The sequence below is a fragment of the Seonamhaeicola maritimus genome (genome assembly GCF_008056315.1).
Classification (GTDB): domain Bacteria; phylum Bacteroidota; class Bacteroidia; order Flavobacteriales; family Flavobacteriaceae; genus Seonamhaeicola; species Seonamhaeicola maritimus.
Genome location: NZ_VRKQ01000008.1, coordinates 1,201,692 through 1,216,366 on the forward strand (window position 1 = coordinate 1,201,692; position 14,675 = coordinate 1,216,366).

A 14,675-nucleotide genomic window follows, 5' to 3' on the forward strand; every position below is an offset into this window, starting at 1 on the left:
GTTTAGATATGAGTATTTCAAGAAGCACTTATTTTGAGGCTTTTGCCTCCATTATGAAAATTACTTTAAGAGATAATAATGCTACTGATGAGGAAAAGTCTCTTTTACAACATTTTGGAAGAAAGTTAGGTGTTACAAGCTCGGAATATTTTGAGTTGATTGATGATAATATGTTTATGCGATATGAAATAGAAGCTCCTTACATGTATAACCAGCGTTTAGAAAGTTTGTATAGAATAACAAAAATAGTATATGAAGATGTTGATATATCGAAATTGATGAAAGAAAAGTGGTTATATAGAATGGGCATTGCTATTGGATTTGATCCAAGTAACATTAAATATGTAGTTGGTAAATCTCTTGATATGTTTAATGCAAACAATGGTTTAACATTAGAGGATTATGAAGATGGTATCAAAAATATAATGATGTAATTATAAAAAAAACACTATAAACTTCTATTTAAAAAGCTTCATTTATACCAAAATAAATACCAGAATTACCATCAATACCAGAACCGATATCAAAGCGTAGCCAAGTGTCTTTGTCTTTAAATATTTTATATCTTGTTCCAAACCCAAAAGATGGTTTTAGATTATTAATGCTAAAAAAGTCTTCAGGTTTTTCAGCTACTTCTCCAAACAAACCATATGCATTTATTGTCCATCTAGGTTTAAATCGCCAGCGATATTCTATTTGAGAGACATACATTTGTTTATCAAGAAAGCGACCAAAAAAATAACCCCTAGCACGATTACCACCTCCATAACTGGCTAAAGCTTGAAAAGGTACATCACCATAATTATTTTCTATATATAATTGAAAAGCTAAAAGACTACGGCTACTTATAGGTTGATACTCTCTTAAGTCTAAAATAAATTTATTAAAACCAGAAGTTGCACCAAAAAGCTCGCTAGAAAACTGTGCTTTTGCCTGATAGTAAAATCCTTTGTTTGGTGAACCTGTATTATCTCTAGTATCATAATTAAAAACAGCTCCTAATCCAGCAACTACAGTACGTTTGCTTCCTATTACATTTTGTGTGTCTAAAATGCCTCCTTCAGCAATTTCTGTTACTTCATGATTTTTAAATATAAACTGAAAACCAAAATTAAGATCGGGAGGTAGACGTTTTAAAAACGAAATATTAAGAGCATGCGTTGTTTGATTATACACTTCTTCATTTTCGTCTGATGTATTGTTTCCAATGCCCCAAAATAGATTGGGATACACTTCTAATAAATAATGTGCATCAATAAAATAGTTTCCTGATCCAAAATAAATTTGAGGCGTAATTTCAAACATAATCTGTTTGTTCAATGTATATATACCGCTAAAAAGAACGTTGGATAATCTGTTTTTAAATGTGTTTTTTTTATTTAGAAAGAAAAGTTGTCCACCACCCCCAAATCCAAAACCCGTTTCAGGCGTATAAAACGCAATAGGTATTGCTATAAGTTGATAGTTTTTTGTAGTTGAAATAGTATCTATTTTAACTAAATTGTTTTCGTCTTTTCTTTGCGCTAGTGCAGTAAACGAAAAGAATATTAAAAGGATGTATAGGGTTGTTTTTTTCATCTAAAAAAAGAAATCATCCAATATAACGTTAAATCCAAAAGAAAAAGAAACATCATTCGAAGAAATACTAGTATTTGTTATTGTTTGGTTCGGTAGTAACTTTTGTTCTATGTCAACCCAAAATAAGTTCACATTCACACCTAAATTAAAAGCTATAAAATCGTTTATTGTATATGAGTAGCCGAGACCTATGATACTCCCTAAACCACCGCCTTCAGAAAGTTGCTGCGTAGCTTGATTTATTAAAAGATTAATTTCCTCTAGCTCTGTTTTGTCTTTATACCTAGCATAGCCAAATGATAAACTAGTAAATAAGGAGCCCGTTTTATTATCCATAAAATAATAATTAGAAAATGGACCTATATAAAATGTTTCAGTTGTTTTTGTAAAAGCTCCAGAGCTACTAATTTTATTAGCTTGAAATATACCTCCAATTAAAAGGCGGTTTTTGAAGAACTTTCCGCTTTGTATGTTTATACCAAAATTATTAGAGGTAGCTTTTGAATTTAGGTTATCTACATTGGTTGTAGTAGAGCTAATGCTACCTGATAAACCCGTAAGAAACCGCCCTTTTCTAAAAGCTGTTTCTAGACTATCAGTCGTTTGCGCAGATATATTGCAGATTATAAAAATAGCTGCGACTATAAATACATTACGTCTTGTTTTTTTCAAATTATTAAAATTAATTAATCCTTACTTGTTTTGCAAAGTAACAACTTTTCCTTCACGTACAACTGTTAGTTCAAATTTTGGATTTTTTTCTAAGCTATTTGCAAAATCAGCAATCTTCAAAAAGATGTAGTCTGTAACTTCGTACTTTATATCATTAAAGGCTAATATAATATCACCGCCCAAAATTAATTTTTTATTACCAACAGTCACCTCAGTATCCCCTTCTTTTACACCCATTTTATCAAACAAAGAAGCGGAACTAATACGTTGCACTAACAAACCACTTGTTTGAGGCAGATTAAACAGTTTAGCTTCTTTTTCAGATAAGGAATATAACTCAGCACCAAACCAAGGCATTTTATTGTTTAAAAGGAGTTTGGCAGCTAAATTAGACGTTGAGGCATAACCAATACCATCAGAACCACCAGAAATGGTATATATTCTACAAACCTCTGATATGGCAAAATTATTGAATGTTCCACAAAAATCTGGTTTACTAATTCAGCATTTGTCTACCAAAGGCGCCGCTGCAAAAATTGGTTTAGTTCCTGGTGTTATACCTGTGAATATTGCTGGTAAGGATATAATGTTGGGAGGTGATATTATTTTGGGAATTGCTGGAATAAATATCAAACACCAAGATGATTTATATCTTATAAAGAATAGGGTAAACACCGATAAATCCGGTGAGGAAATCTCTATAATTATATTAAGAGAGGGGCAAATTCTGAATTCAAAGTTCAAAAAGCCCTAGGATATATTTCAGGAAAAGATAAAGTCGGTTGACTTATTATTTTAGACGCTTCAATCAATTTAGTAAAGTTTCAGGACTTCATTGCATATAAATTTGTTCTAAATTAAACTATAAGGTTTAATAAAAACAAATTAAAAAGTTAAAGTCATGAAAACATTAAGGAGTATTTTAGGATTGAGTCTCTTGTTAGTATTCTTTTTAACATTTGGAGAGGTACATGGGCAAAAAAGAAGTAATAAAATTGGAGTAAAAACCGAACGTAAAATGGGAGGTAATAGTGTAGGTAAGGCTTATAGAGCTGATGACAGGTTTAGAACTCAACCAATAAGACGAAACCCAAATTATAGATATCCACATCATAGAAGAGTAGTGAGAACCTTACCAAGATATCACGTACGATTGGTTCATAGAGGGCTTCCATATTTTTATTATTCAGGTATTTATTATACATTGTACGGTGATGAATATATGGTTGTTATGCCTCCTCGTGGATTTAGAATTTCTGTATTACCAGTTGGTCATGTAAGAATTGTGGTAGGACATTCTGTATTTTATTACCATTCAGGGGTTTACTATTCAGAAACTGTATCAACATCATCAGATAATAATGAAAAGTATGAAGTAACGCAACCACCTGTTGGCGTAATCTTATGTGAAATACATAAAGATTCTGAAGAAATAATTATTGATGGCAAAGTGTTATTTGAATATAATGATGTGTTTTATAAAAAGAATAGCACCTATGACGGAAAAACAACTTATGAAGTTGTATATAGTAAACCTCAAAACGATATCTAATTTTTTAAACTAAAAAAAATGAAGCTAATTTTTAAATTCTTCTTTATTGCTCTTAGCTTTTGTACGATAACAAATGCGCAAAATGTAAAAGAAGCTATTCAGAATACTAAACAAATACAAGAAGGGAAGAAAAACCTTGAACGTGATATTAATGAACTTAAAGATTTTAATCTGAAGCTGCAAAGCATGAAAACTGCAGTTTCTCAAAAAAATCAAACTGAAGTTGATAGAATTTCTAAAGGTTTAATTGCTGATATGGTAAGAGAGGTCAATCAAAGTGGCGTAAAAGCTAAAAAGGCAAGACAGGAACTTGCTCAGAGTTCTGCTGAAGTCAGATCAGATAGACGAGAAATTAGAGAAGACAAAGAGGACTCTAAACGTGGCAGATTTGATAGAAAAGATGATAAAAAAGACTTAGCTAGGGATAAAGCAAACAAGAGAGATGATATGCGTGATAGACGAGATGATATAGGAGATCTAAACAAGCAAATTGCTAGAGCCAAAAAGCAAGCGGAAATACTAAAATCTTTAAAGGATTTCGATTATACAATTGAAGATATTGAAAAAGATGCTTATGTAACCAAAAAAAGAGCTATTAAGACCTCATTCAAAGGTTTTATTAACTTATTAAAGGAAGACATAGAAGCTACTAAAATAGAATTAGCAGAAGATATGAGAGAACAGCGTGAAGATAGTAGAGAACGACGTGATGATAGAAATGAAAGAAATGAAAAAGAAGTCAAAAAAAGGAGAAGATTTTAATAGAAAAGATTGAATAAAAAAAGCCCTTTGCATTTTATGCAAGGGGTTTTTTTGTACTCATACATTTTTAAATAGGGAACACACTTTACTCATTTTTCATTCACTCTTACCATAGGTTATTTCACTTGCACTTTTGGTTACTTCACTCATATAAATCTCAGTAATCATAGACGCTGGGAGTATATTTGTACAAGAAATAAAACAATAATAAAAACTTTAATATAAAAATCATGAAATCATTTAAAACAATTATTGAAAGCCCATTTAGTGTAGACTGGAAAAACATTGAAGAAGAAACTTTAAACCAATCAAAAAGAGTGTATTCATTATATGACTATAATGAAGATTCCATTCTATTCATTTGAAAATTTAAACAAAAATTATTAACAATTAAAATTTAGAAATCATGAAAAAAGAAGTAAAAAAGTTTGGGCTACTAGCATTTGTCTTAGTATTATTTAATTGCTCAACGGTACAAGTGGCAAACTCTTGGAAAGATGTCAAAACACCAAGTATTAAAGAAAAAAAGGTATTGGTTGTTAGTAAAACAGATAATGATGTAGCAAGAATACAATTTGAATCAGATTTAGTTGAAAATCTAAATGGTAACCAAATAAATGCAACGGAAAGCTTTAAGATTTTTCCAAATATAAATTTAACGGAAGACATTGATGAAAGCGAAATAAAAGAAGCTAAAGAAAATTTAAAGTCAAATGGCTTTGATGTTATTTTATTAACGGTTTTAAAAAATGTAGAAGACTATACAATGACAACTACATCTGGAGGATCAAGTTATTATATCAATACATATCCATTGTATTACGGTAGAGGATTTCGTAGAGGGTTTTACAGGTCTTTTAACACTTATTATGTAGATTATGAACCAATTAGAAGTGTTACATCAGAAGGCAAAAAATATATTTTAGAAACGATAACCTACGATCTTACATTGCCTGAAGATAATCAGCTTTTATCTGTAATTACTACAGAAATAGATAACCCTGAAACTTTGGGTGTAACATCCAAAGATTTTTCAAAAAAAGTCATTAAAGAATTAATTAAGTAGTTCTTTGATTGTGTTAGTTTGATAACTGTCGGAGTTTAACTTATACTTCGGCAGTTTTTGAGTGATTCAAAATTATTTTGTTACCGAATAAATTAATGTTGAATCTTTTTTACCTCTTAAAACTAACTCTTGCTGTTCAATAAAAACAAATTCATCTTCACTCCTCATATATTTAACAATAGTGCTTGAAACTAAAAAGTCTTCCTCAAAAATATTACACTGACTTTGAATTCTAGATGCTATATTTATGGTGTCTCCATGATATGCAATTTCACGTTTAATACTTCCAACTTCAACTACTGTAACCAAGCCAATATGCATTCCAGCTTTAAATATTGGGAGTACTCCATATTTTTTTTTATAATAATTGTGTTTAGAAGCTAAACGCTCTTTAAATAAATAAAAATTAGCTATTATACTAGGAAGCTTTTCAGTCTTCTTCATTTCCCAAGTCAATACGGCTTCATCTCCAACATATTGGTATACTTCTGCTTTAGAGTTTTCAAATACAGATAAATCATGAAAGCAATCTTGTATAAATTGACTGTAATTTATATGTCCTAAATTTTCAGCAATTTTGGTTGAATCTTGTAAATCTAAAAACATAAAAGCTCTAAGCTCTTCTTTAGGATGATAGAATTTACCTGTAAAAAGCTTAAATAAATTACCCTTGCCAAATAATTTATTTAGATATAATACAATAACAATAATGGTGTTAATAATTAAAGAATACAGGAGGTTAATAAGAATAAGAGGGTTTTGTATATAATCGCTAAAATTTATTGAGTTAAAACTTGTGAATTTTATACCTAGAAAAAGAAGGGTATAGAGAATAAGCATTATTAAAAAGTGACTAATAACTGCCTTTATAATTAAAAACCCAAACGATGATTTTTTGTCCGTTATGTGTTCATTATAAAATTGAACACTGCCAAAAATTAATCCTGCAAATAAAGAAACGATAATAATAAAGACTATAAAATTGAAAGAAGAAAATTCTAATTTTAGAATATCCAGATACCCTTTAAGCGCATCAATTCTAATTAAGCGCCATAAAAGTAAAGAAATAACCCATCCAATAGTAAATGTTACAACATTATGATACCATTTGGAATTAATCATATATTATTGCCCCGTATTTTTAAACAAATCGATTCGGTCTTTAAGTAGTTTAGACCAATATGTCATTACACTTCTCGCATTTCCAAATTTACTAAAAGACTCGATATATCCTCTATTTTTACGGTTATCGATAGCTTGCCCAAGTAGAGCTTTTGTTTGAGAATCTACAACTTTCATCTCTAATGATGCACCACCTTTTCCTCTTCCAGTAGCTGAATTTACAGCAACACTCACTGGGAGTATATTTGAAAAAAGTTTCCCAGGTACAATTTCAGTGATAGCTATTTGGATTTGAGCGACATCATCACTTGGTTTGTTAACAATGTTATAATCTACGCTTAATGCTTTTATTATTTCTGCTTTGAAAAAGGAAGTTAGTTCATTAAGTTTTTCTTGGTCAATTTTATTTCCTTTAGCTTTTTCACTAAATTTTACAACAATATCGTCAATTATAAATTTTTTGTACTTACCCTTTTCAAAATTTGGGCTTATGTAAGATAGCATAGAGTTGTTCGCATCAGTTTCTCTTAGGTTATCATAAGTATTTAAAAATCCTGAATTTCCAATTTTTGGACTACATCCAAATAGTAATACTATTATTAATAATCCAAAGGATTTTGATAAAAAAGAACAGGTTTCCATACTTCAAATTAACTTATTTGACAGTTAAATCAAATATAATAAAAATTTCACCTTCTATAAAAGCCATTTGACTCTTATGTTTGGTCGGTTCACCTAAAAACGCTCCACGTAACAGGCAGTTAAGACATACATTTGTACAAGAAATAAAATCTAACTATTAATAATATTTAAAATAAGAAATTATGAAAACAGTACTTATAACTTTAGTAAGCGGAATATGTGTAGCGTTATTAACTTCAACGGGTATAAAAAAGGACATTGAATTATTCAATCATGATTATGAAACTAATGAGTTTTATGGCGAGGATGAAAACTTCGAATTAATTGAAAATTATATTGAACTTGATGATATTACTTTGGAAGATGTGTTTGGTAATCCTGAAGAAAGCACGATAGTAAAAATTGAAGATGTTGTTGTTTATGAAATTGAAGAGGGAGTAAATTTAGGTTTTGACACCAAAGATTACCTGCCAACAGGTTTTAATCCTTACTCAGGGGAGGAATCAAAAGAGGAATTAGAAGTGGATTCTGAAATAGCTTTCAGAGCTGTATTTGGAGACACAAAAAAAGAAAATAATATTGGGATAGAAGATATCATTATACATGAAATAAAAGAGGAAATAAATTTAGGTTTTAACACTAAAGATTATCTACCAACAGATTTTAATCCGTACAAAGGTATGGACACAAAAGAGGAATTGGAAATGGATTCTGAAATAGCTTTCAGAGCTGTATTTGGAAATATAGAAAAAGAAAAAATTGTTAAGGTAGAAGATATTATTGTCTACGAAATTGAAGAAACAATATAAAATCCTATTAACCCCTTAAGGATTAATAGCTAGTGTTTTGATAAGAGGCTGTATTTGGGGTTAGACGGTCTCTTATTGTATTAAAAACCAGATTAAAGTATTAACTTTGTTCAGGTATCTACAATGAAAATTAGAACTATCTTGAAATACAAAAATGTAAAACATTCTATATTATTGGGCATAGCTTTGTTAGTGTCCTTTTTAATTAATTTACCGAGAGTTTTACAATTAAATGAAATTGTTGGTAATCTATCAGATTCTTTTGCACAGGTAACTATTAAAGATGTTACTATAAGAACTGTATTTCTATTTGCGTTTTCGTGGTTGGTACTTCAGTTTAATTCCAATTGGAAATTTTCATATGTGCATTTAAAGATATTTTCAAGAAATTTAATAACCATAACAGTTAATGTCGTTTTATTTTTTGTTGCTGTATTTCTATTTGTATTTGTCCATCAAAAATTAACTGGTGCAAACATGTATTCTTCAGATAAAGGACTTTTATACTTCGTCTACGCTGTAGTTTTGTTAATTCTTGTTTTTATATCCAGAATTTTGAGATACCAAATAATACGGCAAGATGATGTTGCTGAAAAAGAATTGTTAAAGCAACAAAGTTTAAAAAACGAATTGGAAGCTTTAAAAAACCAGATTAACCCACATTTTTTATTCAATTCTTTAAATTCTTTAAATTCTTTAATAAGAGATAATAAGCCAGCAACCACATTTGTAAATAAATTATCATTTATGTATCGGTATATTTTGCAAAGTGGTAGCGAAGATCTAGTAGCGCTTGAAGAAGAACTAAAGTTTTTAGAAAGTTATATTTACTTAATTAAAACTAGGTATAGAGATAGATTTAGTGTTGAAATTGATGTTGATAATAGAATACTAACAGAAACTATGCCAGCTCTTGCGTTGCAACTGTTAGTGGAGAATGCAGTTAAACATAATGAGATTTCAGTAAGTAATCCCTTGTTGGTTAAGGTCTATTCTAACAATGATTTTATTGTTATTGAAAATAAAATTAAACCTAGAACAACATTTGTTGATAGCACTGGTAATGGTTTGGTTAATTTAGATAAACGTTATCAAATGCTTAAAAAGAAAAGCATTATTATTAGTAATAATAATCAAAAATTTAAAGTTAAACTACCCATAAAGTAGATAATATGAAAGTTGTAATAGTTGAAGATGAAATAGCTGCAAGTGAAAATCTTGCTTATTTAATTAATAGTATTGATTCTAGTATTGAAATATTAACCATACTAGATTCCGTAAAATCTTCTGTTGATTATTTTTTAAAAAGCAATGAAGCCGAATTAATCTTTATGGATATTCATTTAGCGGATGGTATATCATTTGAAATCTTTGATCAGGTAGAACTAAAAACTCCAGTTATTTTTACCACGGCTTACGATCAATATGCCATAAAAGCTTTCAAAGTTAATAGTGTTGACTATTTACTCAAACCAATTAACGAAGAGGAATTAAGAGACGCTATAAATAAATTTAATAATAAACCAAAGAGCATTTCTTCAGATAATACTCAATTTGAAGGATTAGTGCAATTACTTCAAGCTAAGAGCAAGTCTTATAAATCTACATATTTGGTTCATCATAGAGATGAGTTGCTTCCTATTAAATCAGCTGATATTGCATATTTTTATATTGATACAGGTATCGTAAAGGGTGTGACATTCTCTAATAAAACTTATATAATTGATAAGAAATTAGAAGATATAGAAGGTGAATTAAATCCAGAACTTTTCCATAGAATTAATAGGCAATTTGTTATTAATAAAAATTCAGTAGCTAATGTTAAGTTTTATTTTAATGGTAAACTCATCATTAATGTAAACCCTCCTTTTTCTGAGCGTATTGTTGCAAGTAAGGCCAAGGCATCAGAGATTAAAAACTGGATGAATTTATAATAAATCATTTTGTTTTTGTATTAAGACATTTCGGTTTAAAATTTAGTCGTTTCACCTGTTGTTTTAGACGCTTCACTTTCTTTTGCGTTATTTGAAACACATTCTCGTAGTATTTTTGGGGTATAATTAAAAATATAAATCATGAGAACAATTAAATTATTATTACTAACAATGTCTATATTCACTGTTGTAACAGTTAATTCACAAACACTAAGTCAAAAAGAACAACAAAGAGAAGATAATGAGATTGAATTATTAACAGAAGAAGAAAGAACCGAAATTCAGTTTTGGTTTCATGCGGAACTCCAAAAAATGAAAATGAATGAAGAAACTCTTGCCGATTACGAATCAAATTTACTAGTTTATACTTCAAGAATGAAACGTATAAATGATAAGGATAAAGATTATACACAAGAAGAAATGATTAATAGGTTGGATGGTATTGTAAGTAATTTAAATGATAAAATGAATAATATATTATCTAAGGAACAGTATGAAATACATGAATTTAATTTTAAAATATTAACGAATTATATAAAAATAAGAATGCAGATACAAGCCCCCATTTCTATAAATTCAAAAGTGTAAAGTTTAATTGTTTTAAAATGTCTTAAACAAAGCTACTTCTATTTGTTAGGCTTAATCTAAACTAAATAAGCAAAAATAATGGTGAGAACTGAGGTGAAAAAAGAAAACCCTTTATACATGTTTTGAATAAAGGGTTTTTAAAATGAATTTTGTGCACACGAGAGGATTCGAACCTCCACATCCATAAGGACACTGCCCCCTCAAGGCAGCGCGTCTACCAATTCCGCCACGTGTGCAATTTTATAGTGTAACTTGTAACGGCTGCAAATATATAAATTCATCTTTTAATTGACGTTATTATTCACGGCTTCTTGTACTAATATTATAGCTGTAAATTCGATGAACTACCATAGGTGATTTTATATTTGAACATTTATTCTACCTATAAAGTCATTTGTCGTGCTTAAAACTGTTATATCACAATAGTTTTGTTTCGAACTTAAACTAAACAAACTTGTTGATGATAAAGAACATTTATAATCAGACTTTTTTAGCACTATTTTTATTAGTAGGTATTAATACTTTTGCAAAAGATATTTATGTTGCTAAAAATGGAAATGATAATAATGATGGCAGTATAGAAAATCCGTATCTCACTATTTCCAAAGCGGCAACTATAGCCGTAGCTGGAGATGTAGTTTATATAAGAGAGGGGACTTATGAGGAAACCTTAACACCTACTAACTCAGGGACAGCTGGGAACCCTATTGTATTTCAGTCCTATCCTGGAGAGAAAGTTATTGTTTCTGCAATGGAAGCTCTATCTGGTTGGACTCAAGATTCAGGTTCTATTTATAAGACAACCATATCATTTTCAGATTTGGGGCAGAATAACTTTGTTGTAAATGACAAAACAGCTTTAAACTTAGCAAGATGGCCTAATAAAACAACTGATGACCCTTTTATACTTAACTCTATTAGAAACACAGGTGGAAGCGATGGCAATGTTATTAATGGTGCTTATTTAACTGAATCATCAATTCCAGGTATTGATTGGACAGGTGGGGCGCTTTGGTTCTATGGAGATAGACCTGGTTCCGGATGGACTGCTTGGAAAAGAACTATTACCAGTAGTTCGGCTGGTCGTGTAAATTTTAATTTTACAGCAAGTCAAGATTGGATAAGAACATTTCATCCGCCAGAAGATTTAGGTGACTTTTATTTAGAAGGTGTAAAAGCGGCCTTAGATTATGAAAATGAATGGTATTATGATAGTGACACTGATGAATTGTTTGTGCAACTTCCAGGAGGTGCTGCCCCTGTAGATGGGAAAGTACAAATGCGTAGGAGAATAGAAACTATAAATCTTAAGGATAAAAAGTTTATTGAAATTAGAAACTTGGCTGTTTATGGAGGTAACATAAATATGGAAGATAGTTCTACATGGCACTCATCAAATGGAAATACAAGAACAACAAATAATACGCTTTATGGTATTTCTGTTTTTTATGGAAACCATACCCAGGGCATATTTGATGGTGTTCATACTGGTAAGGCTGCAATTAAGGTACAAGGTTCTAACAATGTTGTAGAAAAATGTGAAGTTGCATTTAATGCAGCTTCTGGAATTGATGCCCGTGGAAATAATTTACTGATTAAAAATAATTACATTCATGATTGTGATTTCTTAGCTGTTTACGATGGGCCACTAATTATTAGGGGGATAAATAACACCCTAGTTGAGAAAAATACCATTTTTAATGGAGGACGAGATGCTATTCAATACAATGGAGAAAGTAATGAAATAGCTTATAATGATGTTTCTAAAAGTAATCGATTAGCTGATGACTGCGCCTTATTCTATACAGTTGGCCCAAGGGAAACTGTTACAGAAATTCATCATAATTGGTTTCATGATACGGATTCTCCGGGAACTAAATTCAAGGCAGCCGGTATTTATTTGGATAATAGCGCTTCAAAATATTTGGTACATCACAATGTAGTTTGGAATACAGAATGGACCAATATCCAGATCAATTGGGATGGAGCAGATATTGAAATTTATAATAATACCCTTTGGAAAGGTTCTGAAGTAATGGGTGCATGGCATAAAGATGGGACACAATTTACCAATGTAAAAGTTTGGAATAATCTATCTGATGATGCTAATTGGGAACCACAGTCTGATAAACAAAATAATATGGTGGTAACAGCCAATGAGTTTGTTGACGAAGCAAATGGTGATTTCAATTTGAAAAATGATGCCTCTCCAATAGATCAAGGTAGAGAAATTGCAGGCATCACCGATGGGTTTTTAGGAGCTAATCCAGATGTTGGTGCCTATGAAAATGAAGGTGACAACTGGACAGCAGGAATAGATTGGTTGCCACTTTATGGGCCAACAGGACAAGGTTGTTACGGATTACCTGGGGAAGATTGTATTCCTTTTGATCCTAATGATGATGATAACGATGGGGTTGATAATGCTGATGACTTATGTCCTAATACACCACTTGGAACCATAGTTGACGTAACGGGGTGTGAGGTGTTTGTTTTGGCAGTAGATAATTTTAGAGTGAAAGGTATTGGAGAATCTTGTAGAGCTAGTAATGATGGATCAATATCTATAGTTTCTGTTGAAACAACACTTCAATTTAAAGCTAAAATTGTTGGAACTTCCTCTGAAAATAATTTTACTACTAGTACAGAATTTACAGGCCTAAGCGCTGGAGATTATACAATTTGTATAACTACTACGGCTGATGTTAATTATGAGCAGTGTTTCTCAGTTACTATAGTTGAGCCAGAAGATTTATCGGTATCTTCTAAAGTTGATAATTCAAAGAATCAAGTAACTCTAAATTTAAGTGGAGGTTCTAATTATAGCATCAACTTAAATGGTAAAATCACGAATACCAGTCAAGGTGAAATTACACTAAACCTTTCAAAAGGATTAAATAGTCTTTCAGTAAAAACGGATAAAGATTGTCAAGGACAATATGAAGAAACGATTAATGCATTTGATGATATTGATATTTTTCCAAATGCCGTAAAAGATTATTTTACTATTGCTTTTTCTAATAAAGTAGAATCTTTAGTTGCTTATCAAGTGGTTTCTTCAACTGGTAAAGTTATTATAAACAAAACCCAATTTGTAAATAATCAAAAAATACAAGTTAACTCAGAACATTTAAGTACGGGTATGTATTTTGTAAAAGTGATTGGTCAAAATATTAATTCTCAAGCCAAAATTATAAAACAATGATATTAAATAAATATATAAAAGGAGGTGTATTATTAGTTTGCATACTGTTATTAGCTTCTTGTAGCGGCAGTAGTGGAGGAGGAAGTGATGATGATGGAGGTGTAACACCACCAGACCCTATTCTTCCGCCAGAAGCAGCATTATTAGCATCTCCTGCAAAGGATGAAGAATGTAATCAAGGTAATATTGTTTCTGTAACTCAAAGTAGAGTAACATTTCAATGGAATGCCTCGGCCAACACTAATAGTTATACCCATATTTTAAAAAATTTGGATACAGATGTTTCTACAGAACAAAATACGGCTTCAACATCCATAACCTTAACAATAGCAAGGAATGTCCCTTACTCGTGGCACGTGGTTTCAAAATCAAATAAAACTACCACTACAGCTAAAAGTGAAACATGGAAGTTTTATAATGCAGGAGAGGGTGTTGAAAATTATGCGCCATTTCCAGCTGAATTAGTTGCTCCAGCAATGGGGTCTACAGTGCCTTCTCCAGTTACTTTAAGTTGGAGTGGAAGTGATATTGATAATGATATAGCTTCTTATGATGTGTATTTAGACACTGCTAATCCGCCAACAACTTTACATGAAAACACTACAAATACAAGTATTAATAATATTGCGTTAAATGCAGATACCGTATACTACTGGAGAGTAGTAACTACTGACGAAAGTGATTCTAACTCTCAATCACAAGTTTTTGAGTTTAGAACTGAGTAGTAGTAATTTTTTGAGTGAAT

General features: G+C 30.7%; 17 protein-coding genes and 1 tRNA gene. 12 read left to right on the plus strand and 6 right to left on the minus strand.

Annotated features, from left to right (window positions below; all coding sequences use genetic code 11):
- Positions 1-8: 8 nt before the first annotated feature.
- The gene (locus FUA22_RS04960) at positions 9-434 is read left to right on the plus strand and encodes a hypothetical protein (protein ID WP_147766754.1); all 426 of its coding nucleotides are present in this window, start codon (positions 9-11) and stop codon (positions 432-434) included.
- Between the two features lie 28 nt (positions 435-462).
- Here the strand turns inward: FUA22_RS04960 and FUA22_RS04965 are convergent, their stop codons facing one another.
- The 3 genes from FUA22_RS04965 to FUA22_RS04975 are packed head-to-tail and all read right to left on the minus strand — an operon-like array spanning position 463 to position 2,607.
- Positions 463-1,578, minus strand: coding sequence for a BamA/TamA family outer membrane protein (locus tag FUA22_RS04965; protein ID WP_147766756.1), 1,116 nt, complete (start codon positions 1,576-1,578; stop codon positions 463-465).
- The gene (locus FUA22_RS04970) at positions 1,579-2,250 is read right to left on the minus strand and encodes a hypothetical protein (protein WP_147766758.1); all 672 of its coding nucleotides are present in this window, start codon (positions 2,248-2,250) and stop codon (positions 1,579-1,581) included.
- Between the two features lie 21 nt (positions 2,251-2,271).
- Complete coding sequence (locus tag FUA22_RS04975; protein ID WP_147766761.1) at positions 2,272-2,607, minus strand: PDZ domain-containing protein; 336 nt, start codon at positions 2,605-2,607, stop codon at positions 2,272-2,274.
- Positions 2,608-2,680: 73 nt separating this feature from the next.
- Between FUA22_RS04975 and FUA22_RS04980 the strand changes: the two genes are divergently transcribed.
- From FUA22_RS04980 to FUA22_RS04995, 5 genes are all read left to right on the plus strand, one after another.
- Positions 2,681-3,004, plus strand: coding sequence for a PDZ domain-containing protein (locus tag FUA22_RS04980; protein ID WP_206667088.1), 324 nt, complete (start codon positions 2,681-2,683; stop codon positions 3,002-3,004).
- 147 nt (positions 3,005-3,151) lie between these two features.
- Positions 3,152-3,802, plus strand: a complete 651-nt coding sequence (locus FUA22_RS04985) for a DUF6515 family protein (RefSeq protein ID WP_147766765.1) — start codon at positions 3,152-3,154, stop codon at positions 3,800-3,802.
- A gap of 18 nt (positions 3,803-3,820) precedes the next feature.
- Entirely contained in the window at positions 3,821-4,564 is a 744-nt protein-coding gene (locus tag FUA22_RS04990; RefSeq protein ID WP_147766767.1) for a hypothetical protein, read from the plus strand.
- A gap of 230 nt (positions 4,565-4,794) precedes the next feature.
- On the plus strand, positions 4,795-4,929 hold the full coding sequence (locus tag FUA22_RS18645; RefSeq protein WP_262713223.1) for a hypothetical protein: 135 nt from the start codon (positions 4,795-4,797) through the stop codon (positions 4,927-4,929).
- Between the two features lie 41 nt (positions 4,930-4,970).
- Positions 4,971-5,630 carry a hypothetical protein gene (locus tag FUA22_RS04995; protein ID WP_147766769.1) on the plus strand — a complete coding sequence of 220 codons (660 nt, stop codon included), beginning with the start codon at positions 4,971-4,973 and terminating at the stop codon, positions 5,628-5,630.
- 72 nt (positions 5,631-5,702) lie between these two features.
- Here the strand turns inward: FUA22_RS04995 and FUA22_RS05000 are convergent, their stop codons facing one another.
- Positions 5,703-6,752: an adenylate/guanylate cyclase domain-containing protein gene (locus FUA22_RS05000; RefSeq protein WP_147766771.1), complete on the minus strand. Its 1,050-nt coding sequence runs from the start codon at positions 6,750-6,752 to the stop codon at positions 5,703-5,705.
- A 3-nt stretch (positions 6,753-6,755) separates the two neighbouring features.
- Positions 6,756-7,394, minus strand: coding sequence for a DUF3313 domain-containing protein (locus FUA22_RS05005; protein ID WP_147766773.1), 639 nt, complete (start codon positions 7,392-7,394; stop codon positions 6,756-6,758).
- A 182-nt stretch (positions 7,395-7,576) separates the two neighbouring features.
- On the opposite strand from FUA22_RS05005, the gene FUA22_RS05010 reads away from it, so the two are divergent.
- From FUA22_RS05010 to FUA22_RS05025, 4 genes are all read left to right on the plus strand, one after another.
- Positions 7,577-8,203, plus strand: a complete 627-nt coding sequence (locus tag FUA22_RS05010; protein ID WP_147766775.1) for a hypothetical protein — start codon at positions 7,577-7,579, stop codon at positions 8,201-8,203.
- 141 nt (positions 8,204-8,344) lie between these two features.
- Complete coding sequence (locus tag FUA22_RS05015) at positions 8,345-9,370, plus strand: sensor histidine kinase (protein WP_206667089.1); 1,026 nt, start codon at positions 8,345-8,347, stop codon at positions 9,368-9,370.
- Between the two features lie 5 nt (positions 9,371-9,375).
- Complete coding sequence (locus FUA22_RS05020; RefSeq protein ID WP_147766779.1) at positions 9,376-10,137, plus strand: LytR/AlgR family response regulator transcription factor; 762 nt, start codon at positions 9,376-9,378, stop codon at positions 10,135-10,137.
- A 141-nt stretch (positions 10,138-10,278) separates the two neighbouring features.
- Positions 10,279-10,725: a hypothetical protein gene (locus FUA22_RS05025; RefSeq protein ID WP_147766781.1), complete on the plus strand. Its 447-nt coding sequence runs from the start codon at positions 10,279-10,281 to the stop codon at positions 10,723-10,725.
- Between the two features lie 152 nt (positions 10,726-10,877).
- Here FUA22_RS05025 and FUA22_RS05030 read toward each other — a convergent pair.
- Positions 10,878-10,961: transfer RNA gene (locus tag FUA22_RS05030), tRNA-Leu, on the minus strand.
- A 224-nt stretch (positions 10,962-11,185) separates the two neighbouring features.
- On the opposite strand from FUA22_RS05030, the gene FUA22_RS05035 reads away from it, so the two are divergent.
- Together FUA22_RS05035 and FUA22_RS05040 are read left to right on the plus strand one after the other, a co-directional pair.
- Positions 11,186-13,930 (plus strand): T9SS type A sorting domain-containing protein, encoded by a 2,745-nt coding sequence (locus tag FUA22_RS05035; RefSeq protein WP_147766783.1) that lies wholly within the window; start codon positions 11,186-11,188, stop codon positions 13,928-13,930.
- Entirely contained in the window at positions 13,927-14,655 is a 729-nt protein-coding gene (locus FUA22_RS05040; protein ID WP_147766785.1) for a hypothetical protein, read from the plus strand. The genes FUA22_RS05035 and FUA22_RS05040 overlap by 4 nt, the downstream gene beginning before the upstream one ends.
- Positions 14,656-14,675 lie beyond the last annotated feature (20 nt).